This window comes from Caballeronia sp. S22, assembly GCF_964261745.1.
Taxonomy (GTDB): Bacteria; Pseudomonadota; Gammaproteobacteria; order Burkholderiales; family Burkholderiaceae; genus Caballeronia; species Caballeronia jiangsuensis.
Genome location: NZ_OZ180035.1, coordinates 2745503 through 2768015, shown reverse-complemented (window position 1 = coordinate 2768015; position 22513 = coordinate 2745503). Strand labels below are relative to the sequence as shown.

The following is a 22513-nucleotide window of genomic DNA, read 5'->3' as shown; positions in this document are numbered from 1 at the left end:
GAAAGATCGCGACGTACGGGAAAGCGCGGCGGCAGGATTTACGGCGCCGCCGCGTCCATGCAGCGTCGTTTTTGCGAGAAAAGCAGCGATTTCGTAGCAATTCCGGCCGTTCGACGGACAGCGGGGGCAAAGTTTTGTATAGTGCGCCGGTTGCCGACGTTCCCTGTCCCTATGCCTTCCCAATACGCACGCTTTCTCTGTTTTGCTGTCCTGTGTCTTGCGTTGACGATTCCCTTCGCGGTCGTCAACCACACGTATCCGATTCCGACTTTCTACGCCGAATACAGCGCGCTCGCGCTCTATCTGGCGCTCGGCGCGACGGTCGCGCTGCTCGTGCGCGTGTCCGAGCCCAAAGTGCCGTTCGCGTCGCCGGTCGTCGCGCTGATGCCGCTCGCGTTCGGCGTACTGCTCGTCGCGCAGACGCTGCTGTTGCCGGTCGCTCAGCCATCGATGAACTGGCTCGGCGGCGCGTATCTGCTCGCGTCGTTCGTCGCGGTGCATACGGGCTTCGGACTCGTGCGGGCGGGGCTCGCGGAGAAGACGCTGAGAATCGGCGCGGCTGCGTTGATGGTCGGCGGACTGTTCGCGGTCTTCTGCCAGATCGTGCAGTTGCTGCATCTCGAAGTGAAGTTCACGCCGTTCGTGGTCGCGTACAACGTGATGGTCGAACGCCGTCCCTTCGGCAACATGGCGCAGGCGAATCACCTCGCGACCGTGATCGCGTTCGCGCTGGCGGGGGCGCTGTATTTCGTGCAGGCGCGGCGGCTCCCGATCGTGCTGTGGCTGATTCTGTCGGCGGTCTACTCGCTCGGTCTCGCGCTCACGGTATCGCGCGGGCCGTGGCTGCAGACAGCCGTGATCGTCGTCGCCGGATTCTGGATGGCCTTCGTGATCGGGCGTCCGGTCGCGTCGGAAGGTTTCGACGGGCCGGGCCGGCGCGATGTGCGCGCGTGGATCGTCCCGGTTCTGCTCGCAATCGTCTTCTTCGCCGTGAACGCGGCGGTGCGCTGGGCGAACGTGCGCTACGACTTCGGACTTGCGCAATCGGCGGCGGAGCGCATGCAGGAAGCCAGTCAGATCGCGCCGCGCCTGGCGCTCTGGAAATACGGCTGGACGATGTTCAAGACGCATCCGCTGCTGGGTGTCGGCTGGGGCGAGTTTCCCCGTTATCAGTTCGATCTCGTTCGCGATCTCGGCGGCGTGGAGATCGCGAATAACGCGCACGACATCTTCATCGACCTGCTCGCGAAAACGGGCGCGCTCGGCATGGCGATTCTCGTCGCGGGCATCGTGTTCTGGCTGATTCGCGTGCTGCGCGCGCCGCAGACGCCGGCGCGCATTTTCGCGCTGTCGCTGCTCGGCGTGCTGATGATGCACGCGCTCGTCGAGTATCCGCAGCAGTACATGTTCTTTCTGATGCCGGCGATGCTCGTCATCGGGCTGCTCGAGACGCGGCCGCTGCGGCTCGTCGCGCGTCCGCTGTCGTATGGCGTGTATGTCGTGCTCGTGCTCGGTGGCCTCGCGGCGCTCTATCCGACGCTGCGTGACTACAATCGCGCCGAAGTGCTCTATTACGGCTCGCGGCCCGCGGAGCAGTATCGCGACAATCCTTCGTTCCTGTTCACGGCATGGGGCGAATACGGTGCGGCGACGCTGCTGCCGATCAACGCGCAGAACGTCGAGGAGAAGCTCGCCGCGCACCGAAAGGCGATCGCGCTGTTGCCGGGCGAAACAGTGTTGCGCCGGTACGCGGTGCTCCAGGCGCTCGCCGGACAACGCGCCGAAGCGCTCGACACGATGGCGCGCCTGAAGATTTTCGCGATGCAGCTACACGACTGGCCAAAGCAGCTTGCTGCCGTCTACGATCTGGTCGATGAAGCCGGCACGTCGCTGGCTCCCTTCAGGGCGGATCTGGTGAAGGTGTATGGGGTGCCGGCGCAGAGTCAGGTGCCGTCGGCGGAAGACGACGAGGAGTGAGGAAGGTCAGGGTGCCGGCGCTGCGTGATCTGCCGCCACCCAGTCGCCCGACTTCCCGCCATGCTTCTCCATCACGCGCACGTTCGTGATGGTCATTCCGCGATCCACCGCCTTGCACATGTCGTAGATCGTCAGCAAGCCGACCTGCACGGCGGTCAGCGCTTCCATCTCCACACCGGTGCGCCCGACCGTCTCCACGCGCACTTCACAATGCACGCCGGGCAGCGCTTCATCGATAGTGAAATCCACCGCGACGCGCGTCAGCGCCAGCGGATGACACAGCGGGATCAGATCGGCGGTGCGTTTCGCGCCCTGAATCGCGGCGATGCGCGCGACGCCGAGCACGTCGCCTTTCTTCGCGCGGCCTTCGCGGATCAGCGCGAGCGTGCCGTCGAGCATCGCGATCGAGCCGCGCGCCACGGCGACCCGCCGCGTTTCGTTCTTCGCGCCGACATCGACCATGTGCGCCTCGCCGGCGGCATCGAAATGGGTGAGTCCGGACATAGCGTCTCCTTCGAATGGGCGCCTATCATACCAGCGTGATTTCGCGGTTTTTCACGAAACATCGCGCCGTCCGCGGCCACGCACGGCCGACGCTAGACGCCCCACACGCAACACTTGATACGATAAGCTCGTTTTAGTTTTCGAGCCGACCATCGGCGCTTCGACCGTTTCGCGCCATGCATCCGATACGTCCGAGCCGCGTGCTCATCTCCCTGCTGTGCGTCGCCCTCGCCATGCCGCCCGCGGCGCTGGCGCAATCGGGCTCGCCTTCTTCGAACGCGACCGGCACGCTCGCGGCGTCGCAATTGCGGTCATCGCAGGAAAATGTCGGTAGCGACGTGCCGGCCAATGTCGCGGAAGGCGTTTTCGGCGTCTACGGCGGCGCCGAAAGCCGCTTCGCGAATCGCCCCGGCACGATGTCCGGCCTGCGCGCGCCGCTTTCTTCGGTGCAGCTTCCGGATCTCGGCGATGGCTCCGGCGGCTCGCTCACCCCGCAGGCCGAGCGCAAGGTCGGAGAGCGGATGATGCGCGAAGTGCGCGCCGATCCCGACTATCTCGACGACTGGCTGCTGCGCGACTACCTCGATTCGATCTCGTCGAAGCTCTCCGCCGCCGCGGCCGTGCAGTATCTCGGCGGCTATCGGCCCGACTTCGACCTGTTCGCCGTGCGCGATTCGCAGATCAACGCGTTCTCGATGCCGGGCGGCTTCATCGGCGTGAATACGGGTTTGATCGCCGCGACGCAGACCGAGTCGGAACTGGCGTCGGTGATCGGCCACGAAATGGGGCACGTGCTTCAGCGTCACATCGCGCGCATGCTCGGCACGCAGGAAAAGAGCACTTACGCGGCGCTCGCCGCGATGGTCGCCGGCATGCTCGCGGGCCTGCTCGCGCATAGCGGAGATCTGGGCATGGGCATCGCGATGGGCGGCCAGGCGTTCGCCGTCGACAATCAACTGCGCTTCTCGCGCGCGGCCGAGCACGAGGCCGATCGCGTCGGCTTCCAGATGCTCGCCGCCGCCGGTTACGACCCGTACGCGATGGTCGCGTTCTTCGAGCGCCTCGACCGCTATTCGATGGCCGATAACGGCGTGCCGCCCTATGTGCGCACGCATCCGCTCACGACCGATCGCATCGCCGACATGGAAGGCCGCGCGCGGCGCGTGCCGTACCGTCAGCCGCGTCAATCGGCGGAATATGCGTTTGTGCGCGCCCGCGCGCGCGTGCTGCAGGTGAATTATGCGAGCGACTATCGCGAGGTCGCGAGCCGGCTCAAATCGGAAATCGAGGATCAGACGGCGCTCAACCCGGCGTCGAACTGGTATGGGATCGCACTCGCGCAATCGTTGATGGGCAATTACGACGCCGCCAGCGACGCGCTCGCCAAAGCGCGCAAGCTGTTCGAGGGCGAGGAGGCGAGCACGGCGGCGGCATCGGCGCAGGTTCGGCAGGAAGATCGCGCGCGGCCATCGCAGGAAACGGTCGCGACCGCGCCGCCCGTGACGTCGCGCAAGGGCGGCGATCAATCGCTGCGCAACGCGGACCCTTCGATGACCGCGACGCCGCTCAACAACGCACGCGCGGCGCTGAATCTCGGCAACGCGCCGCAGCCCGATTCGACGCCAGCGAAGCCGTCTCGCGCGAGCAGCGACATCGCTCTGCCGCCGGTTCACGTCGAAGGCCGGTCGGCGCCGGCGCAGAAACCGCAGCCCGCGCCGCCCGCGCTACGCAGCACGCCGAGCCTCGACGTGCTGGCGGCCGACATCGCGCGCCGCGCGGGCCGCAACGACGACGCTATCCGTCTCGCGGACATCGCGCAGAAACGCTGGCCGGAATCGCACGCTGCCATCGACGTGCATTTGCAGGCGCTGCTTTCCGCACGCCGCTTCGCCGAAGCGCAGACGCTCGCACGCCGCGGGACGCGCGCCGAGCCGGCGCGGCCCGACTGGTGGTTCTATCTCGCGCAGGCGAGCGCCGGTCTCAACGATCCGCTGCAACAGCATCAGGCGATGGCCGAGAAGTTCGCGCTGGACGGCGCATGGCCATCCGCGATCCGGCAACTGAAGGAAGCGCGCGATGTGAAGACCGCCAGCTTCTACGATCTCTCGACGATTTCCGCGCGCCTGCGCGATTTCGAGACGCGCTACAAGGAAGAGCGCGAGCTGGAGAAGAACAGCTAGATCAGTCTTTCTTCGCGGCGGCGCGGTCGGCGGGACTCGCCACGAAACCGAAGCGCGTCGCGACGTCGGCGCGCGCGATCGGCTGCACGGGCAGATCGACGCCATCGCGCCAATGGAACACGCCGCCCTTGCCCGCATCGTCGAGCGATGCGTGATTCGCGAACACTTCGATATCGTGATCGTGCAGGGCGGCCACGCGCGCGGGCGATGCGTCGTCGGAAAAGAGGATGCCGCCTTCGTCGTCGATGAACGCGTGCGCAGGCCCGAACGACGCCCCGGCCTGATCGGTCAGGCGCAATGCGCCGTCCGCCGCGTGCAGGCGCACGATCCACGGCGTGTACGCCAGTTCTACGTACACGCGCTGCGGTCCGTTCTGGAAGAACCACTGACCGTCGGCATCGCTCTCGTAGTTGCGATTGATGAAGCCCAGCAGCGCTTCATGCCGGATCGGCGTGCCGAGTTCGCCGGCTGCCTGCGCGGCGTCGTCGCGCATGCGCCACTGGCCGCGCCGGTCGAGCAGCAGCCAGCCTGTGCAATGCGGAACGTTGGGCCATTTGGCGAGCGCCTGCCTGACGATTTCATCCATGATGGTTCACGAAACGAAGTTCTCCAGATAGCCGAACACCCGCAGCGACAGCCAGTCGATCCGGCCGGGAAACGGCCCCGTCATGAAGCCGACGTGCCCGCCGTGATTCGGCTGGTCGAGCGTCACGCGCGCCGACACTTCGGCCACCGAAGGCAGCGCGAACTCGGGCAGGAACGGATCGTTGCGTGCGTTCAGAAGCAGCGCCGGCACTTCGATGTGCTTCAGATGCGCGCGAATGGTCGCCGTCGACCAATAGTGATTGGTGTCGCGAAAGCCGTGCAGTGGCGCGGTGACGACGTTGTCGAACTCGTAGAGCGTGCGCGCGGCGAGCACGGCGTCGCGATCGTAAAGACCGGGATACTGGCCGAGCTTCGCGAGCGCCTTCTTCTTCAGCGACTTCAGGAAGCTGCGCGTGTAGACCATGCCGAAGCCCTGCGAGATCGCGAGGCCGCCCGCGTGGACGTCGAGCGGCGCGGAGATGGCCGCGGCGGCACTGACGATCGACGCATCCTTGCCGTTTTTGCACAGCCAGTGCAGCAGCACGTTGCCGCCGAGCGATACGCCCGCCGCGACGATCGGCCCGGGATGCGATTGCGCGAGCCGACGCAGGATCCAGTCGACTTCGGCGCTGTCGGCAAGATGATAGAAGCGCGGCAGCAGGTTGAGCGGGCCGCTGCAACTGCGAAAATGCGGCACGACGCCGTGCCAGCCGCGCGCGCGGGCGGCGGCCATCATCGTGCGGGCGTAGTGCGAGTCGGAATTGCCTTCGAGGCCGTGAAAGAGCACGAAGAGCGGGGCGTTCGCGGCGGGTTCGTCGCCGGGATCGTGCGTGAGGAAATCGAGATCGATGAAATCGCCATCGGGCGTGTTCCAGCGCTCGCGGCGATAACTCACGGCGGGCTTGCGGCCGAACAGAGCAGGAACGATGGTCTGCGCATGGCTCGTCGGCAGCCAGCGCGGCGCGTTATAGAGCCAGTCCGAGCCCGGCAGCCCCGGCACGCGCGCGGTTGCCTTCAGTGCTACGGCAGGCGCTTTGTCCACGAATGACGAATCGTGTTTCAACAACGGATCGCGCTTCATGGCCCCTCCCCGACAAACGTCTTCTTCAGCGCTTCAAGTCTTCAGTGCAGCGGTCCCTGACCGTGACGCAGCTTCGCCGCGAACTGGCCCGCCGTTTCCATCGGCATCTCGCTCGCGTGAATATGCGCGATGCGCCATTCGCCGCGCTCGTGAACCATCACGTAAGTCGTGTAGATCATGCGCGGTACGCTCGCCGGCGTGGCCGGCTGATGCGCCTCGGCGATTGCATAAACGACCGTGCCCAGGCTGTCGTACACGCGGATATCGAGCGGCTCGATGGTTACCGCCTGCGTTTCGAATTGCTTGCCGAGACCGGCGCGGATGCTTTCCAGCCCGTGCAGATGCGTGCCGTCCGCGCAGACGCAGGCGGCGAAATCCTCGTCGATCCACAACGACATCACACTGTCGATGCTGTTGTCCGCGACTGCCTGATAGTAAGCGTTGAGAGTATCGGCGGCGGCTTCGAAGAGGCGGGCGAAACGTGGCATGGCTCGTGGGTCTCTGGCATTCGGTGCTGCGCGCCGCTCGAAGCCGCTGATGGCGGCAGGCAACGGAACGGCGCGCTGCATCGGTCATTGGTCAAAGCATGCCCCCGTTCGGAGACATTCGCGTGTCCGCACCCGCACACACGGCTGGAAACCGTCTTGTTGGACACGCGTTTCGACGCGTGAGCGCAACATCAACGATGCGCGAGCAGCATCCCTCGCAGATCGCCGAAGACCTGTTCGGCCGAGAGTTCGCGCAAGCAGTTCAGATGGCCGAGCGGACACTCGCGGGCAAAGCACGGACTGCATTCAAGATGCAGCCATTGTACCTTTGCGAGATCGGACAAGGGCGGCGTGTGGCGCGGATCGGTCGAGCCGTAGACCGCGACGAGCGGCCGGCGCGAGGCGGCCGCGACGTGCATCAGGCCGGAATCGTTGGTGACGACCGCGCTCGCCCGCGAAATGAGCGCGCACGCTTCGCCGAGCGAGGTCTGGCCGCACAGGTTGCGGACCATCGGCGCGCGCTCCGCGATGGCCTGCGCGATCGGCGCGTCCTTCTTCGAGCCGAGCGCGATGATGCGCGCATACGGGAACGACTGCGCGATGAACTGCGCGAGCGACGCAAAATGCTCCGGCGGCCAGCGCTTGGCCGGGCCGTATTCCGCGCCCGGACAAAACACGACGAGCGGCGCGCGCGTGTCGAGATCGAAGCGCGTCGAGACGCGCGCGGCCTCGTTCGGATCGGATTCGAGACGCGGCACGGGAAGCGTTTGTGCGTCGGGCGCCGCAGCCGCTTCGGGCTGGGCGAATCTGTCGACGAACGGCAGCTTCGCGCCCGGCGTGTAGGCGAGCGCGGCGTAGTGCGCGGTCATCGGCGGACGCTCGGTCTTCGGCGGATTCGCGTGGCGCACGTTCAAGAGCCCGTAACGGCTCTCGCCCTTGTAGCCGATGCGCAAGTTGATGCCCGCCATCCACGGAATCAGCGCGGATTTGACGGAGTTGGGCAGCACGTAGGCGGCGTCGTAGCCAACATCGCGCAAATCGCTCGCGAGCTGCCAGCGGCGCAGCAGTTGCAGCTTGCCGTGGGCGAGGTCCGTCGCGTAGACATCGCGGATCTCGGGCATGCGTTCCAGCACGGGCGCGACCCAGGTGGGCGCGACGGCATCGATCGCGATGCGCGGATGAAGCTTGCGCAAGAGCGTAAAGAGCGGCTGCGCCATCAATGCGTCACCGATCCAGTTCGGTGCTATAACCAGCGCACGGCGCATCTTTCGTTATCCGATCTCAAAATAAACGCGGCCCACCGCCTTGGGGCGGGCCGTCGATTGGTGTGGGTTGACGTGCGCCGATGCTGCGCGGCGCAAACGATCAGGGCGCGGCCGGCACCCGGCGGCTTTCAGTGGCCGCCCTTGAGCACTTCGCCGTCTTTCAGCTTGTAGCGCGTGCCGCAGTACGGGCAGCGCGCTTCGCCGTGCGTCACGTCGATGAACACGCGCGGATGCGTGCTCCAGCGCTGCATCTTCGGGTTCGGGCAGAAGGCGGGCAGGTCCTTCGCCGACAATTCCACCAGCGGCATTTCCTTCAGGTCGCTCATTGCTATCTCTTGTCAGATGTCCAGCGCGCGGCGAGCATTCGGCCCGCCGCGTCGCATGAGGTCGATTAAACCTTCGCGAGCCAGCTCGCGTACTTCTCGTTCTTGCCGCCGACGACGTCGAAGAACGCACTTTGCAGCTTTTCCGTGATCGGGCCGCGCGCGCCGGAACCGATGGTGCGGTTGTCGAGCTCGCGGATCGGCGTGACTTCGGCGGCGGTGCCGGTGAAGAACGCTTCGTCGCAGGTGTAGACCTCGTCGCGGGTGATGCGCTTTTCGATGACCGGGATGCCGAAATCGCGCGCGAGCGTGATGACGGTATCGCGCGTGATGCCGTCGAGGCACGACGCCAGGTCCGGCGTGTAGATCTTGCCGTTGTTCACGAGGAAGAAGTTCTCGCCGGAGCCTTCGGAGACGTAACCGTCCACGTCCAGCAGCAGGGCTTCGTCGTAACCGTCGGCGACGGCTTCCTGATTCGCGAGAATCGAGTTCACGTACCAGCCGGAGGCCTTCGCGCGCACCATCGACACGTTCACATGATGGCGCGTGAACGACGACGTCTTCACGCGGATGCCCTTCGCGAGGCCGTCTTCACCGAGGTACGCGCCCCATGGCCAAGCGGCGATGGCCACGTGGATCGTATTGCCCTTGGCCGAAACGCCGAGCTTTTCCGAGCCGACCCAGATGATCGGGCGGATGTAGCAGCTTTCCAGGTTGTTCGCCTTGACGACTTCCAGTTGCGCGGCTTCGAGCGTGGCGGCGTCGAACGGGACGTCCATCTGGAAGATCTTTGCCGAGTTCAGCAGGCGCTTCGTGTGTTCTTTCAGGCGGAAGATGGCCGTGCCCTGCGTGGTCTTGTACGCGCGAACGCCTTCGAAAACGCCCATGCCGTAGTGCAACGTGTGCGTCAGAACGTGGATCTTGGCATCACGCCAGTCGATCAGCGTGCCATCCATCCAGATCTTGCCGTCGCGGTCGGCCATTGACATACGGTTCTCCTAGCTGTCTCGGTTCAAGTGGGTTTCGGCAGGCCGCCCGCGTTCTGAAGGGCAGCGGCGCCCGGCGCGCTTTCTTGCGTGGATTCCGTGGGGAAGACGCGCGGCGAGGGCGCAAAGGCAGCGAAAGACCGTCATTTTAGCGTCTTTTCGCGACGAAACCGATCTTGGAGCGCCTTTCACGACGCTATAATTTGCCTTTCGCCGTCCGCTGAAAAAATAGCGGAACGAAACGGCGAAGCTCACCATTCCCGATTTTCCCGGTTTTTCCCGATCCATCGCGCAATCGATCGAGGCCGCGCAATGGCATCACGGGTTGTCCTGTTCGCCTCGCATTCGCTCATGCTCGACCGGCTGTCAGACACGAATCGCCGCGCGTTTTTCGAGGGCGTGCGCACCTTCTCGCCCGCCGTCCTGGCGACGTTCTCCTGGGGTCTCGTGACCGGCATCGCGATGACGAAGTCCGTGCTGACCGTGCCGCAGGCGCTCGGCATGTCGTTCGCGGTGTACGCGGGCTCGTCGCAACTCGCGGTGCTGCCGCTCTTCGCCGCGAAGCTGCCGCTCTGGACCATTCTCCTGACCGCCGCGATGGTCAATCTGCGCTTCGTCATCTTCAGCGCGGGGCTCGCGCCGCATTTCGCCTATCTGCCGCTCAAGCGCCGTCTGCTGCTCGGCTATTTCAACGGCGACATCATCTATCTGATGTTTTCGAAGCGGAATTTCCCGGTCGGCTGGCAGCCCGGCAAGGAAGCGTTCTTCTGGGGGCTGGCGGTGTCGAGCTGGTTGTCGTGGCAGAGCTCGTCGGTGATCGGGATTCTGCTCGCGAGCCTGATTCCCGATAACTGGGGCCTCGAACTCGCCGGCACGCTCGCGCTGATTCCGCTCATCGTTTCGGCGATCGCCACGCGCTCGACGCTCGCCGCCGTCGCCGTCGCCAGTGTGGTCGCGCTGCTGGCGTTCGATCTGCCGTATCGCTTCGGCCTGCCGCTCGCGGTGTTCGCGGCGTTGCTCGCGGGTACGCTCGCGGACGTGATCGCGGAACGCACGGGGCCGAAGCCCGTCGCCGGCAACAAGGACGACAAGCCCGCCGCCACGAGGCCCCTCCGATGAGCGCGCTGCACGTCTGGCTCGCGATTCTCGGCATGGGCCTCGTCACGGCGGTGACGCGCGCGCTCTTTCTGATCGGCGGCGAGCGCATGGTGTTGCCGCCGCGCGTGCAGCGCGTGCTGCGCTACGCGCCGGCCGCGGCGCTCGCGGGCGTCGTCGTGCCGGATCTGCTGGAGACGTCCACGGGCATCTCGCTCGCGCTGTCGAATCATGCGCTGTGGGCGTCGGCGGCCGGGCTCGCGTACTACCTGTGGCGGCGCGGCATGATGGGCACGATCGCCGTCGGCATGCTCGTGTTCACGCTGCTGCGCCTCGCGGCGTGAAGTCGTCGAGCATGATGAATGCGTCGTCGCCAAATACGCGTCATCAACGATTGCCCGCTAAAAGGCGTCAAGGCGATCGGTTAAAATGATGGTCTTTCCCGAGTGAGCGAGGTCGAAAGTGTGTCCGGCAGTCACCGCGCTACGATTTTCCAATCCGCCGCTCCCGGCTGCGTGCACGTGTCCGAGCACGCGCCCGAGCGCGTCTCGCGCGCATCTCCGGATTCATCTGTCCGATCCCTTTCTCCCGCTTCCGGCACGCGCGTTCGGCTTCACCGCGCGGCCTTCGCCTCCAGCCTGATCCGCGCGCGAGCCGTCCTGCCCGGCGGCCCGCACGCGGCGACTCCACGAACCGGCCGCCCCGACGGCCGTCCCCGCCCGAACCGCTTCTTTACCTACGTTGACTCCCATGACGAAAGTACTGCGTTTCACCGATCTGATCGCCGAAGGCAAAGTCTCCGGCAAGCGTGTGTTCATCCGCGCGGATCTCAACGTGCCGCAAGACGATAACGGCAACATCACCGAAGACACGCGCGTGCGCGCCTCCGTCCCGGCGATCAAGGCCGCCCTCGACGCGGGCGCGGCCGTGATGGTCACGTCCCACCTGGGCCGTCCGACCGAAGGCCAGTTCAAGCCGGAAGACTCGCTCGCGCCGGTCGCGGCGCGTCTGTCGGAACTGCTCGGCCGCGACGTGCCGCTCGTCGCCGACTGGGTCGACGGCGTTCAGGTCCAGCCGGGCAACGTCGTGCTGCTGGAAAACTGCCGCTGCAACAAGGGCGAGAAGAAGAACGACGACGGCCTCGCGCAGAAAATGGCGAAGCTCTGCGATGTCTACGTGAACGACGCGTTCGGCACCGCGCACCGCGCCGAAGCCACGACGCACGGCATCGCGAAGTACGCGCCGGTCGCGTGCGCGGGCCCGCTGCTCGCCGCCGAACTCGACGCGCTCGGCAAGGCGCTCGGCAACCCGAAGCGCCCGCTGGTCGCGATCGTCGCGGGCTCGAAGGTGTCGACCAAGCTCACCATTCTGAAGTCGCTCGCCGAGAAGGTCGATCAGCTGATCGTCGGCGGCGGCATCGCGAATACGTTCATGCTGGCGTCGGGTCTCAAGATCGGCAAGTCGCTCGCGGAAGCCGATCTCGTCGACGAAGCGAAGGAAATCATCGAGCAGGCGCGCACGCGCGGCGCATCGGTGCCGATTCCGAGCGATGTCGTGACGGCGAAGGAATTCGCGCCGACCGCGAAGGCGGAAATCAAGCCCGTCGCGGATGTCGCCGACGACGACCTGATCCTCGACATCGGCCCGGACACCGCCAAGGCGCTCGCGGCGCAGCTCGAAACGGCCGGTACGATCGTCTGGAACGGCCCGGTCGGCGTGTTCGAGTTCGACCAGTTCGGCAACGGCACGAAGACGCTCGCGCAGGCGATCGCCAGCTCGTCGGCGTTCTCGATCGCGGGCGGCGGCGACACGCTCGCGGCCATCGCGAAGTACAACATCGCCGACAAGGTGAGCTACATCTCGACCGGCGGCGGCGCGTTCCTGGAGTTCCTGGAAGGCAAGACGCTGCCCGCGGTGGAAGTGCTCGAGTCGCGGGCTTAAGGCGTTGACGGCCCGAGGCAATCCGGCGAAAGCAGGAAAGAAGGGCGCGCAAGCAGCCGGCGGCGCGCAAGACGAAGTGACGCAGGACGTGATCGACAGCGGCGCGCTCGATGCCGCCGCTGAAGCAGCGCTGGCGATCGCGGAAGCGGCTCAACCCGATCAGGCATCACCCGAAGGCGAAGCCGCGGCCGCAGTGCCGCCCACGCCTCCGGTCATCATCGGCGGCCTGCCCGCCCATGCACTGAAAGAAATCGACAAAGCGACGCCGGCACGATCCGGCGCGCGCGCGCAACCGGTGAGCAACACCTCGCCGCAAGCGCAACGTGCTCGCAGCGTAGTTACGGGCGATCCTACTGAGACGAGGAATTCCATGCATCGCGCTACAAAGATTGTTGCCACCATCGGCCCGGCTTCCACGAGCCCTGACATCCTGCTGCAAATGCTGCAGGCGGGTCTCGACGTCGTACGTTTCAATTTCTCGCACGGCACCGCCGACGACCACCGCCAGCGCGCGGAAATCGTGCGCGATGCGGCGCGTCAGGTGGGCCGCGAAGTCGCGATCATGGCGGACCTGCAAGGCCCAAAGATCCGCGTCGGCAAGTTCGAGAACAACAAGACGATGCTCGTCGCGGGCAATCCGTTCATCCTCGACGCCAACTGCCCGCTCGGCAACAACGAACGCTGCGGCCTCGATTACAAGGATCTGCCGCGCGATCTGCGCGCCGGCGACGTGCTGCTGCTCAACGACGGTCTCATCGTGCTCGACGTGACGCGCGTGATCGGCGAAGAAATCCACACGACGGTGAAGGTCGGCGGCGAGCTCTCGAACAACAAGGGCATCAACCGCCAGGGCGGCGGCCTCACCGCGCCCGCGCTGACCGAGAAGGACATGGAGGACATCAAGACGGCGATGTCGCTCGGCGCGGACTTCGTGGCGGTGTCGTTCCCGAAGAACGCAACCGACATGGAAATGGCGCGTCAGCTCGCGAACATCGCGGGCGCGCCGTACGGCATCAAGCCGAAGATGATCGCGAAGATCGAGCGCGCCGAAGCGATTCCGGCGTTGCAGGGCATTCTCGACGCATCGGACGGCATCATGGTCGCGCGCGGCGATCTCGCGGTGGAAGTGGGTAACGCGGCGGTGCCGGCGCTGCAAAAGCGCATGATCCGCATGGCGCGCGAGTCGAACAAGCTCGTGATCACCGCCACGCAGATGATGGAATCGATGATCCACGCGCCCGTGCCGACGCGCGCGGAAGTGTCGGACGTGGCGAACGCCGTGCTCGACGGCACCGATGCCGTGATGCTCTCCGCCGAAACCGCGGCGGGCAAGTATCCGGTGACGACCATCGAAACGATGGCGGCCATCTGCGTCGAAGCGGAGAAGTCGGAGGAGTCGCAGCTCGATCGCGATTTCCTCGACCGCACGTTCACGCGCATCGACCAGTCCATCGCGATGGGCGCGCTCTTCACCGCGTATCACCTGGGCGCGAAGGCCGTGGTCGCGTTGACCGAATCCGGCTCGACGGCGCTGTGGATGTCGCGTCACTGGACGCACGTGCCGATCTTCGCGCTGACGCCGCGCGTGTCGAGCGAGCGCACGATGTCGCTGTACCGCAACGTGACGCCGCTGCACGTCGATACCAACATGGACCGCGATACCGCGCTGAATCAGGCGCTCGAAGTGGTCGTGTCGAAGGGCTACGCGGCGCGCGGCGACATGGTCGTGCTCACCGTCGGCGAGCCGATGGGTCAGGCGGGCGGCACCAACACGCTGAAGATCGTGCGTGTGGGCGATCACTTCTAAGCGTTTTCGCGAAGTCCGGAGCGCCCGCCGCGCGAGCAGCGGCGGGCGCTCATCAAGCGCGCAAGACGACGCAGAGCGATGCGTCAGTCCACGCAACGATAAAGCCGAAAACCGCCCGAGAGCGGAATCGAGCGCGCTGCAGAATTCGTTTCACATCATGGAGTTTCACCACAATGCCTCTCGTATCAATGCGTCAACTGCTGGATCACGCGGCCGAACACGGCTACGGCCTCCCGGCATTCAACGTCAACAATCTGGAACAAGTGCAGGCGATCATGTCGGCCGCGAACGAAGTGAACGCGCCCGTCATCATGCAGGCGTCCGCCGGCGCGCGTAAGTACGCGGGCGAAGCGTTCCTGCGCCATCTGATCGAAGCGGCCGTCGAGTCGTATCCGCATATTCCGGTCGTGATGCATCAGGATCACGGCCAGTCGCCGGCCGTGTGCATGGCCGCGATCCGCTCCGGCTTCACCAGCGTGATGATGGACGGCTCGCTCGAAGCCGACGGCAAGACCGTCGCGTCGTACGAATACAACGTCGCGGTGTCGAAGCAGGTCGTGGAGTTTTCGCATTCGATCGGCGTCACCGTCGAAGCGGAGCTGGGCGTGCTCGGCTCGCTCGAAACGATGAAGGGCGACAAGGAAGACGGCCACGGCGCCGAAGGCACGATGACGCGCGAGCAGCTTCTGACCGACGTCGAGCAGGCCGCCGACTTCGTGAAGCAGACGCAGTGCGATGCGCTGGCGATCGCGATCGGCACGTCGCACGGCGCGTACAAGTTTTCGAAGAAGCCGACGGGCGATATTCTCGCCATCGACCGTATCCGCGAAATCCACCAGCGCATTCCGAACACGCACCTCGTGATGCACGGTTCGTCGTCGGTGCCGCAGGAGCTGCTCGCCGAGATCCGCGAGTTCGGCGGCGACATGAAGGAAACCTACGGCGTGCCGGTCGAAGAGATTCAGGAAGGCATCAAGCACGGCGTGCGCAAGGTGAACATCGATACCGATCTGCGCCTCGCGATCACCGGCGCGATCCGCCGCTATCTGTTCGAAAATCCGTCGAAGTTCGATCCGCGCGATTACCTCAAGCCCGCGCGCGAAGCGGCGAAGGAAATCTGCCGTCAGCGCTACATGCAGTTCGGTTGCGAAGGCATGGCGGGCAAGATCAAGCCGGTTTCGCTCGACAAGATCGCCGAGAAGTACAAGTCCGGCGCGCTCGCGCAGATCGTCAAATGAGCGCGAAATAAGCCTGATCTGAGCCAGGCGTTATTTGTAAAGTAAAATCAACGGGTTCCGGGTTCGGAGCCCGTTCGCTTTTTTTCTCTCTTTCCGCGCTCGAAGGCAAAGTGCGGCGTTCACCATTTCAGAACCCTTCCGGTACATGACGATGTCCACGCTATACGAATCCACGATCAAATCGCTGCCGCTGCTCGGCCGCGGCAAGGTCCGCGACAATTACGCAGTCGGTCAGGACAAGCTCCTGATCGTTACGACCGACCGCCTTTCCGCATTCGATGTCGTCATGGGCGAGCCAATTCCGAACAAGGGCCGCGTGCTGAACACGATGGCCGATTTCTGGTTCGAGAAGCTCGGTCACATCGTGCCGAACCACAACACGGGCATCGATCCTTCGACCGTCGTCGCCGCCGATGAAGTCGGGCAGGTGACGGGCCGCGCGGTCGTCGTGAAGCGGCTCGAACCGATTCTCGTCGAAGCGGTCGTGCGCGGTTATCTCGCGGGCAGCGGCTGGAAGGACTATCAGGCGACGGGCGCGGTGTGCGGCGTCGAGCTGCCGCCGGGCCTGCAGAATGCGCAGAAACTGCCCGAGCCGATTTTCACGCCCGCGGCGAAGGCCGAAATGGGTCATCACGACGAAAACATCACCTACGATGAGATGGAACGCCGCATCGGCACCGAGCTGTCGGCGACGATCAAGCGCATCTCCATCCAGTTGTACAAGGAAGCGGCCGAGTACGCAGCGACGCGCGGCATCATCATCGCGGATACGAAGTTCGAGTTCGGCCTCGACAACAAGGGCGAGCTGTATCTGATGGACGAAGTGCTGACCGCGGATTCCTCGCGCTTCTGGCCCGCCGACGGTTATCAGGTCGGCACGAATCCGCCGTCCTTCGACAAGCAGTTCGTGCGCGACTGGCTCGAAACGCAACCGTGGAAGAAGGAGCCGCCCGCGCCGAAGCTGCCCGACGACGTGATCGCGAAGACGTCGGAAAAGTATCAGGAAGCATTGCAGCGTCTCACTGGCAAGACTTTGTCGTAATTCGATACGTGCCGCTTCCGGGAAGCGGCACGCGCATTTCAAGGGAAAAGGAATGAGCGAAGTACAGACCGGCGCCCACACGCATGAAGCGCCGCTCGTCGGCGTGTTGATGGGCTCCAGTTCCGACTGGGACGTGATGAAGCACGCCGTCGCGATGCTTCAGGAATTCGGCGTGCCGTACGAGGCGAAAGTCGTCTCGGCGCATCGCATGCCGGACGAGATGTTCGCCTACGCCGAAAGCGCGCGTGAGCGCGGCGTGCGCGCGATCATCGCGGGCGCGGGCGGCGCGGCGCATCTGCCGGGCATGCTGGCCGCGAAGACCACCGTGCCGGTGCTCGGCGTGCCGGTGGCGAGCAAGTATCTGAAGGGCGTCGATTCGCTGCACTCGATCGTGCAGATGCCCAAGGGCGTTCCGGTCGCGACCTTCGCCATCGGCGAGGCGGGCGCGGCGAACGCGGCGCTGTTTGCGGTGTCGATGCTGAGCGTCGCCGACGCGAAATACGCCGACGCGCTGGCCGCATTCCGTGTGAAGCAGAATCAGGCGGCGCGGGACATGGCGCTGCCGCCGCTTTGATGACCTCCCGCGCAGACCGCGCGTCGCGCAATCGCTGATGCCCACAGCCAGCCACCCAAGCCCACGATGAACCCACAAAATTCCCCGATCTCTCCCATCCTGCCGGGCGCATGGCTCGGCATGGTCGGCGGTGGCCAGCTCGGCCGCATGTTCTGCTTCGCCGCGCAATCGATGGGCTATCGCGTCGCCGTCCTCGATCCGGACGAGACGAGCCCCGCCGGCGCCGTCGCGGATCGCCACATCCGCGCCGCCTACGACGACCGCGCCGCGCTCACCGAGCTCGGCCGCCTGTGCGCGGCGGTATCGACGGAATTCGAGAACGTGCCGTCCGCGAGCCTCGAATTTCTTGCGTCGTGCACGTTCGTGAGTCCGGCCGCGGGCTGCGTGGCGATCGCGCAGGATCGCGTCGCGGAGAAGCGCTTCATCGCGGCAGCGGGCGTGCCGGTCGCGCCGCATGTCGTGATCGAATCGCCGCAGGCGCTCGCCGCGCTGCCCGACGAGAAGATCGCGGCGGTGCTGCCGGGCATTCTCAAGACCGCGCGTCTCGGCTACGACGGCAAGGGACAGGTCAGCGTGCGCAACGTCGCGGACGTGCGCCACGCGTATGCGTCTCTGTCGGGCGTGCCGTGCGTGCTCGAAAAGCGCATGCCGCTCAAGTACGAAGTGTCCGTGCTGATCGCGCGCGGCGGCGACGGCAAGTCGGCGGTGTTCCCGCTCGCGCAGAACGTGCACGTGAACGGCATTCTCGCGAAGACGGTCGTGCCCGCGCCCGATGCGTCGGCTTCGCTCGTCGCGCAGGCGCAGGACGCGGCGCTCACCATCGCCGCGAAGCTCGGCTATGTGGGCGTGCTGTGCGTCGAATTCTTCGTGCTGGAAGACGGCACGCTCATCGCCAATGAAATGGCGCCGCGTCCGCACAATTCCGGCCACTACACGGTCGATGCCTGCGCCACGAGCCAGTTCGAGCAACAGGTCCGCGCGATGACCGGCATGCCGCTCGGCGATACGCGCCAGCATTCGCCCGCCGCGATGCTGAACCTGCTCGGCGATATCTGGTTCGACGGCGACAAGGCCCGCTCGCCCGCATGGACGGAAGTCGCGGCGATGCCGGCCGCGCGGCTGCATCTGTACGGCAAGGAAGATGCGCGCCGGGGCCGCAAGATGGGCCACATCAACTTCACGGCGGCGACGCTCGAGGAAGCGCGCACGGCGGCGCGTGACTGTGCGCGCATGCTGCATATCACGCTCGATTGAGCCTTTGTAGTAGAAGCAATGACCATCATCTATCCGAGCGCGGCGCAGATCGACGAAGCCGCCGCCTTGCTCGACGCGGGCGAACTCGTCGCGTTTCCGACCGAGACGGTCTACGGGCTCGGCGGCGACGCCGAAAATCCCGACGCCATCGCGCGAATTTATGCTGCGAAGGGCCGTCCGGCGAATCATCCGGTGATCGTGCACCTCGCGCCCGAAGCCGATCCGGGCTACTGGGTGCGTGAGCTGCCCGCCGACGCGCAGAAGCTCATCGATGCGTTCTGGCCCGGCCCGTTGACGTTGATTCTCAAGCGCGCGGCGCATATTCCGGCGGCGGTCAGCGGCGGCCAGGATTCGGTGGGCGTGCGATGCCCGTCGCATCCGGTGGCGCAGCAACTGCTCTCGGCGTTTCATGAGCGGCGGATGGGCACCGGCAAACAGGGCGGCGTCGCGGGGCCTTCGGCCAACCGCTTCGGTCATGTCAGTCCGACGACCGCGCAGCACGTGCGCGACGAGTTCGGCGGCGCGGTGCATGTGCTCGATGGCGGAGCGGCGGATGTCGGCATCGAATCGACGATTCTGGATCTGTCGCGCGGGTTTCCGGCGCTGCTGCGGCCGGGGCATGTGAGTCCGCGGCAGATCGCGGATGTGATCGGTATTGCGCCGAGGTTGCCGGATGGATCGGATGCCACGGCGCCGCGCGCCTCGGGGACGCTGAAGGCGCACTACGCGCCGCGCACGCCGTTGGCGCTGTTGCCGTTTGCGTCGATCGAGCCATTGCTCGCGGCGTTCGATCGATCGCGTGGCGGAAGAGTTGCGCTGGTGGCCCGGCCGTCGAGCGCGGGCGAATGGGCGCATGCGGGACATGTGCATTTCGTCGCCGCGCCGGAGGATCCGCAGAGTTATGCGCGCAACTTGTATGGCTTGTTGCGTGCGCTGGATCGGGCGAATGTCGAGCGGATTCTGATCGAGAAACTGCCGGAGACGGTGGAGTGGGTCGCGGTGAACGATCGGCTGGGGAGGGCGGCGGCGGCGTTTGAGGAGGACGCGTGACGCGTCGCTGAACGTTCTTTCGAAAGCACCAAAACAAAACCGCTCGGTCGATTCGACCGAGCGGTTTGCTTTTCGCGCAGCGCTTCGTACGCTTACTTCCCCAACCCGGACTTCGCAACCACCTGCTCCGCCGCCTGCGCATAGAGCGCACCCAGATGCGTCGTCGGATGCACGGTGTCCGCGTACATATACGTCTGGTCCGCACCCGCGACGGTCAGCGTCTCCGGCGAACAGAACAGCGAGGTGGCGAACGCTTGCGGATTCGGCTCGCCGAACTTCTGTGCCGCCGCAGCCATCGCTTGCAGATTACAGGCCGTCCCGGTGTTCGACACGGTGAAGCCGAACTGCTGGAAATTCGCCGTGACATTGGCGAGCACCGGCACGATGTCCAGATAGATCACCTTCGACATCAGTCCCGACTGCGTGAGCGCTGCCGCAAGCGCCTGGTTGAAGCCAGCCGATGCCTGTGAGAGCAGCGCGCGATTGGCGGCCGAACTCATCATGCCCTGCGGCGTGGTGCCAATGTCCGGCACGTTCGACACCAGTACATGCGTCGCGCCGCTCTGCAGGACTTTGCCGATCACGCCAGCGAGGTCGATTGCCGCCTTGCCGATCGCCGCGCTCGCCTGTGCCGGTGTGATCGCGCCGGCCACGGCCAGCTGGAAGTTATAGAGGATGTCGTTGCCGCCGCCGTTGACGATCACGAGCTGATTCGAATTGAAGCTGCCGTGCGCGGTGAGATAGTTCTGCACCTGTTGAACGATCGGCACCGTGAGTGCGCCCGTGTAGTTCGCGGGATCGTTCGACACGTGATTGATCCCGATCGGATTCGTCACGAGCGAGCCGCCCTGCGCATAGCCGAGACCCGCTTGCGTGGCAGGCGGCGTGCCGAAGCCGCCCGTCATCGCGGGCGTGAGCGTATCGCCGTAATACTGCGCGACATTCTGCACCCAGACTTGACCCGGATTCGTCGTGAACCGGCCGCCGCCGAAGTTCGCCGCCGCGACCGGCGCGTACGTGCCGACGTCGGAAAGACTGTCGCCGAACGAAACGACCTGCAGCTTCACGCCGCCCGCTGGCGTGGAATTGTTGTCATCGCCGCCGCCACCGCACGCGGCGATCAGGGCAAAGGCCGCGCTGGCCGTCGCGACTTGGGCAAAGCGCACCAGTGCGGCGCGCGTCGAGCGTTGCTTCTTCATGGACCTCGTCTCCCTTCTTCGGTGTTTTCTAGTTCGATTGCGGCGCCTGACCGTGTGCGGTCCGCACGCCGCGTACCTGCGAGTTTAAGCGATGCCGCACGCCCGCCCGATGCACACCCGCACCGGGCCAGCGGCGTGCCCGACAGCGTACACGCCGCGCGCATCTTCCCGGGTGTCACTTCCTAGAAGAAATCTTCGGTCCCTTCGGGCGTTCGTGCCTGGGAGCGGCGCGCTCAGCCGATACCGCGAGCGCCGTTCAATCCGCCGCGCCCGGCTTGCGCGCGCCTTCGTAGACCCATTCGAGCAGCGCATCGTGCGCGGCGCGCGCGGCTTCGGCGCGCGGATCGTTGATGAAGCTCACGACGACATAACTCTCGCCGTTCGCCGCGCCGACATAGCCCGCGATCGCCCGCACGTCGCGCAGCGTGCCGGTCTTGATGTGCGCATTGCCGAGCGCGCCCGCATTGGTGAGGCGGTTGCGCATCGTGCCGTCGACGCCCGCGACGGGCAGCGATTCGACGAACACCTGCGCGACCGGACTCGCGTTCGCCGCCATCAGCAGATCGGCGAGCGAGCTCGCGGAGATGTGCTCGTCGCGCGAAAGACCCGAGCCGTTGTCGAGCGTGAGGCCGCTCATCGGCAGGGCGCTGCGCTTCAGGAACGCCTGGATCGCCGTTGCCGATTTCGCGGTGGTCGCGGGCGGCTTCGCTTGCGCCGCGCCGATCGTGAGGAACAGGTTGCGCGCCATCACGTTGTTGCTGAACTTGTTGATGTCGCGCACGACGTCCGACAGCACCGGACTCCGATGCGTGCCGACGAGCCGCGCATTCGACGGCGTCGCGCCTTCCCGTGTCGAGCCCTGGAACGTGCCGCCCGCCTGCTTCCAGAGCGCGAGGAAGCCGCCCGCGAAGAACGTCGAGTGATCGAGCGCGGCGACGTTGATCGTGCGGGAGCCGCAACGCAACGGATAGTCGCCGATGAACGATGCCTGCACGAAGCCGCCCTGCGTCTGCGCGACGCTCGGCGAAGCCGCCTGGAGCGAGCCGGTACACGCGCCGCGCGTGACGCGCAGTTCGTTGTCGATCTGCAACTGCGCGAGTTGCGGCAGCACGTCGATGGAGACTTGTCCGTCTGGGCTCGGCGTCAGCGTGAAGGACAACGACTTGAATGCGTACAGCAGCGGGTCCGGGCCGACGTTGTAGGGCGCGGAGTCATCGTTGTCGAAGGCGGGCAGATCGCGCGTGGAGGCGTCGAAGTAGCGCTTGTCGAGCACGAGCGCGCCATCTATGCCCGTGATGCCGTTCTTGCGCACCTGTTCGACGAGATCGATCAGTTCTTCCGGCACGAGCTTCGGATCGCCGGTGCCCTGGATATACAGATTGCCGTGCAGGACGCCCTGTGCATCGACTTCGCCGTCGGCATACGCGGTCGTTTTCCAGCGATAGTCCGGGCCGAGCATCGAGAGGCCGGCGTAGGTGGTGACGAGCTTCATCGTCGAGGCGGGCAGCATCGGCTCGTTCGCGTTGACGGAGACGAGCGGCAGCGGCGCGCCGACGCGCTGCACGACGACGCTCATCGACGAAAGCGGCACGTGCGCGTGCGCGAGCGCCGTCATCACCGATGCGGGCAGCGGACCGGCGGGCACGCTCGCCTTCGCGGCGCGCTCGGCCTTCGCGCGCTTCGACTTGGCCCCGCCGATTGCCGCGCGCTGCGGCGCGTGACCTTGCGAATCGGCCTTCGAGCCGCCACCGCGCGCATTTGCATCGGGAATATGACCGAGCGCGATGCAGGCGAAGGCTGCGGCGAGCGCGAAGGAAGAGAGACGGGAGGACACGGAACGAAAAACAGGCGGCATGGACGAGCGTTGTTATTGGGGCTGATGACGGGCGGCGGCGCGCGGGAAGCGGCTATTGTAGACAAGCTG

At 65.7% G+C, this 22513-nt stretch carries 20 protein-coding genes; 11 read left to right on the top strand and 9 right to left on the bottom strand.

Going from position 1 to position 22513, the window contains the following annotated elements; genetic code table 11:
* Positions 1 to 171: 171 nt before the first annotated feature.
* Positions 172 to 1977: a PglL family O-oligosaccharyltransferase gene (locus ACEN42_RS13010; RefSeq protein ID WP_371880152.1), complete on the top strand. Its 1806-nt coding sequence runs from the start codon at positions 172 to 174 to the stop codon at positions 1975 to 1977.
* A 6-nt stretch (positions 1978 to 1983) separates the two neighbouring features.
* On the opposite strand, the gene moaC is transcribed toward ACEN42_RS13010, so the two are convergent.
* A complete protein-coding gene (moaC, locus tag ACEN42_RS13005) occupies positions 1984 to 2481 on the bottom strand; it encodes a cyclic pyranopterin monophosphate synthase MoaC (RefSeq protein ID WP_371880151.1) in 498 nt (165 codons plus the stop codon).
* A gap of 176 nt (positions 2482 to 2657) precedes the next feature.
* On the opposite strand from moaC, the gene ACEN42_RS13000 reads away from it, so the two are divergent.
* The gene (locus ACEN42_RS13000; RefSeq protein ID WP_371880150.1) at positions 2658 to 4661 is read left to right on the top strand and encodes a M48 family metalloprotease; all 2004 of its coding nucleotides are present in this window, start codon (positions 2658 to 2660) and stop codon (positions 4659 to 4661) included.
* A 1-nt stretch (position 4662) separates the two neighbouring features.
* On the opposite strand, the gene ACEN42_RS12995 is transcribed toward ACEN42_RS13000, so the two are convergent.
* The 6 genes from ACEN42_RS12995 to ACEN42_RS12970 all read right to left on the bottom strand — a co-directional run bounded on the left by ACEN42_RS12995 (position 4663) and on the right by ACEN42_RS12970 (position 9392).
* Positions 4663 to 5247 (bottom strand): DUF2946 family protein, encoded by a 585-nt coding sequence (locus tag ACEN42_RS12995; protein WP_371880149.1) that lies wholly within the window; start codon positions 5245 to 5247, stop codon positions 4663 to 4665.
* Between the two features lie 6 nt (positions 5248 to 5253).
* Positions 5254 to 6327, bottom strand: coding sequence for a YheT family hydrolase (locus ACEN42_RS12990; RefSeq protein WP_187607590.1), 1074 nt, complete (start codon positions 6325 to 6327; stop codon positions 5254 to 5256).
* 41 nt (positions 6328 to 6368) lie between these two features.
* Positions 6369 to 6815: a nuclear transport factor 2 family protein gene (locus ACEN42_RS12985; RefSeq protein ID WP_187607591.1), complete on the bottom strand. Its 447-nt coding sequence runs from the start codon at positions 6813 to 6815 to the stop codon at positions 6369 to 6371.
* A 191-nt stretch (positions 6816 to 7006) separates the two neighbouring features.
* Positions 7007 to 8080: a lipopolysaccharide heptosyltransferase II gene (gene waaF, locus ACEN42_RS12980; protein ID WP_035497822.1), complete on the bottom strand. Its 1074-nt coding sequence runs from the start codon at positions 8078 to 8080 to the stop codon at positions 7007 to 7009.
* 128 nt (positions 8081 to 8208) lie between these two features.
* A complete protein-coding gene (locus ACEN42_RS12975; protein WP_008351333.1) occupies positions 8209 to 8406 on the bottom strand; it encodes a zinc-finger domain-containing protein in 198 nt (65 codons plus the stop codon).
* A 65-nt stretch (positions 8407 to 8471) separates the two neighbouring features.
* Positions 8472 to 9392: a branched-chain amino acid transaminase gene (locus ACEN42_RS12970; protein WP_371880148.1), complete on the bottom strand. Its 921-nt coding sequence runs from the start codon at positions 9390 to 9392 to the stop codon at positions 8472 to 8474.
* A 348-nt stretch (positions 9393 to 9740) separates the two neighbouring features.
* Here ACEN42_RS12970 and ACEN42_RS12965 point away from each other — a divergent pair, with 348 nt between their 5' ends.
* From ACEN42_RS12965 to ACEN42_RS12925, 9 genes are all read left to right on the top strand, one after another.
* On the top strand, positions 9741 to 10508 hold the full coding sequence (locus tag ACEN42_RS12965) for an AzlC family ABC transporter permease (RefSeq protein WP_238210521.1): 768 nt from the start codon (positions 9741 to 9743) through the stop codon (positions 10506 to 10508).
* Complete coding sequence (locus tag ACEN42_RS12960) at positions 10505 to 10828, top strand: AzlD domain-containing protein (protein ID WP_238209858.1); 324 nt, start codon at positions 10505 to 10507, stop codon at positions 10826 to 10828. The genes ACEN42_RS12965 and ACEN42_RS12960 overlap by 4 nt, the downstream gene beginning before the upstream one ends.
* 406 nt (positions 10829 to 11234) lie before the next feature.
* The gene (locus ACEN42_RS12955) at positions 11235 to 12425 is read left to right on the top strand and encodes a phosphoglycerate kinase (protein WP_035497825.1); all 1191 of its coding nucleotides are present in this window, start codon (positions 11235 to 11237) and stop codon (positions 12423 to 12425) included.
* 4 nt (positions 12426 to 12429) lie between these two features.
* Entirely contained in the window at positions 12430 to 14232 is a 1803-nt protein-coding gene (gene pyk / locus ACEN42_RS12950) for a pyruvate kinase (RefSeq protein WP_371880147.1), read from the top strand.
* 173 nt (positions 14233 to 14405) lie between these two features.
* Complete coding sequence (gene fba / locus ACEN42_RS12945) at positions 14406 to 15470, top strand: class II fructose-bisphosphate aldolase (RefSeq protein ID WP_035497826.1); 1065 nt, start codon at positions 14406 to 14408, stop codon at positions 15468 to 15470.
* A gap of 151 nt (positions 15471 to 15621) precedes the next feature.
* On the top strand, positions 15622 to 16512 hold the full coding sequence (locus ACEN42_RS12940; protein ID WP_187607595.1) for a phosphoribosylaminoimidazolesuccinocarboxamide synthase: 891 nt from the start codon (positions 15622 to 15624) through the stop codon (positions 16510 to 16512).
* A 52-nt stretch (positions 16513 to 16564) separates the two neighbouring features.
* Positions 16565 to 17086 carry a 5-(carboxyamino)imidazole ribonucleotide mutase gene (gene purE / locus ACEN42_RS12935; RefSeq protein ID WP_187607596.1) on the top strand — a complete coding sequence of 174 codons (522 nt, stop codon included), beginning with the start codon at positions 16565 to 16567 and terminating at the stop codon, positions 17084 to 17086.
* Positions 17087 to 17152: 66 nt separating this feature from the next.
* Complete coding sequence (locus ACEN42_RS12930) at positions 17153 to 18340, top strand: 5-(carboxyamino)imidazole ribonucleotide synthase (protein WP_238284890.1); 1188 nt, start codon at positions 17153 to 17155, stop codon at positions 18338 to 18340.
* 18 nt (positions 18341 to 18358) lie between these two features.
* Positions 18359 to 19390 carry an L-threonylcarbamoyladenylate synthase gene (locus tag ACEN42_RS12925; protein WP_371880146.1) on the top strand — a complete coding sequence of 344 codons (1032 nt, stop codon included), beginning with the start codon at positions 18359 to 18361 and terminating at the stop codon, positions 19388 to 19390.
* A 92-nt stretch (positions 19391 to 19482) separates the two neighbouring features.
* Here the strand turns inward: ACEN42_RS12925 and ACEN42_RS12920 are convergent, their stop codons facing one another.
* Both ACEN42_RS12920 and dacB read right to left on the bottom strand, forming a co-directional pair.
* A complete protein-coding gene (locus tag ACEN42_RS12920; RefSeq protein ID WP_187607599.1) occupies positions 19483 to 20589 on the bottom strand; it encodes an SGNH/GDSL hydrolase family protein in 1107 nt (368 codons plus the stop codon).
* A 256-nt stretch (positions 20590 to 20845) separates the two neighbouring features.
* Positions 20846 to 22444: a D-alanyl-D-alanine carboxypeptidase/D-alanyl-D-alanine-endopeptidase gene (gene dacB, locus ACEN42_RS12915; RefSeq protein WP_371880145.1), complete on the bottom strand. Its 1599-nt coding sequence runs from the start codon at positions 22442 to 22444 to the stop codon at positions 20846 to 20848.
* Positions 22445 to 22513: the final 69 nt, after the last annotated feature.

What these genes read in the sequence shown, in the direction of transcription:
- ACEN42_RS13010 (WP_371880152.1), top strand. Translation starts at nt 172, where the DNA reads ATGCCTTCCCAATACGCACGCTTTCTCTGTTTTGCTGTCCTGTGTCTT.
- moaC (WP_371880151.1), bottom strand. Translation starts at nt 2,481, where the DNA reads ATGTCCGGACTCACCCATTTCGATGCCGCCGGCGAGGCGCACATGGTC.
- ACEN42_RS13000 (WP_371880150.1), top strand. Translation starts at nt 2,658, where the DNA reads ATGCATCCGATACGTCCGAGCCGCGTGCTCATCTCCCTGCTGTGCGTC.
- ACEN42_RS12995 (WP_371880149.1), bottom strand. Translation starts at nt 5,247, where the DNA reads ATGGATGAAATCGTCAGGCAGGCGCTCGCCAAATGGCCCAACGTTCCG.
- ACEN42_RS12990 (WP_187607590.1), bottom strand. Translation starts at nt 6,327, where the DNA reads ATGAAGCGCGATCCGTTGTTGAAACACGATTCGTCATTCGTGGACAAA.
- ACEN42_RS12985 (WP_187607591.1), bottom strand. Translation starts at nt 6,815, where the DNA reads ATGCCACGTTTCGCCCGCCTCTTCGAAGCCGCCGCCGATACTCTCAAC.
- waaF (WP_035497822.1), bottom strand. Translation starts at nt 8,080, where the DNA reads ATGCGCCGTGCGCTGGTTATAGCACCGAACTGGATCGGTGACGCATTG.
- ACEN42_RS12975 (WP_008351333.1), bottom strand. Translation starts at nt 8,406, where the DNA reads ATGAGCGACCTGAAGGAAATGCCGCTGGTGGAATTGTCGGCGAAGGAC.
- ACEN42_RS12970 (WP_371880148.1), bottom strand. Translation starts at nt 9,392, where the DNA reads ATGTCAATGGCCGACCGCGACGGCAAGATCTGGATGGATGGCACGCTG.
- ACEN42_RS12965 (WP_238210521.1), top strand. Translation starts at nt 9,741, where the DNA reads ATGCTCGACCGGCTGTCAGACACGAATCGCCGCGCGTTTTTCGAGGGC.
- ACEN42_RS12960 (WP_238209858.1), top strand. Translation starts at nt 10,505, where the DNA reads ATGAGCGCGCTGCACGTCTGGCTCGCGATTCTCGGCATGGGCCTCGTC.
- ACEN42_RS12955 (WP_035497825.1), top strand. Translation starts at nt 11,235, where the DNA reads ATGACGAAAGTACTGCGTTTCACCGATCTGATCGCCGAAGGCAAAGTC.
- fba (WP_035497826.1), top strand. Translation starts at nt 14,406, where the DNA reads ATGCCTCTCGTATCAATGCGTCAACTGCTGGATCACGCGGCCGAACAC.
- ACEN42_RS12940 (WP_187607595.1), top strand. Translation starts at nt 15,622, where the DNA reads ATGTCCACGCTATACGAATCCACGATCAAATCGCTGCCGCTGCTCGGC.
- purE (WP_187607596.1), top strand. Translation starts at nt 16,565, where the DNA reads ATGAGCGAAGTACAGACCGGCGCCCACACGCATGAAGCGCCGCTCGTC.
- ACEN42_RS12930 (WP_238284890.1), top strand. Translation starts at nt 17,153, where the DNA reads ATGAACCCACAAAATTCCCCGATCTCTCCCATCCTGCCGGGCGCATGG.
- ACEN42_RS12925 (WP_371880146.1), top strand. Translation starts at nt 18,359, where the DNA reads ATGACCATCATCTATCCGAGCGCGGCGCAGATCGACGAAGCCGCCGCC.
- ACEN42_RS12920 (WP_187607599.1), bottom strand. Translation starts at nt 20,589, where the DNA reads ATGAAGAAGCAACGCTCGACGCGCGCCGCACTGGTGCGCTTTGCCCAA.
- dacB (WP_371880145.1), bottom strand. Translation starts at nt 22,444, where the DNA reads ATGCCGCCTGTTTTTCGTTCCGTGTCCTCCCGTCTCTCTTCCTTCGCG.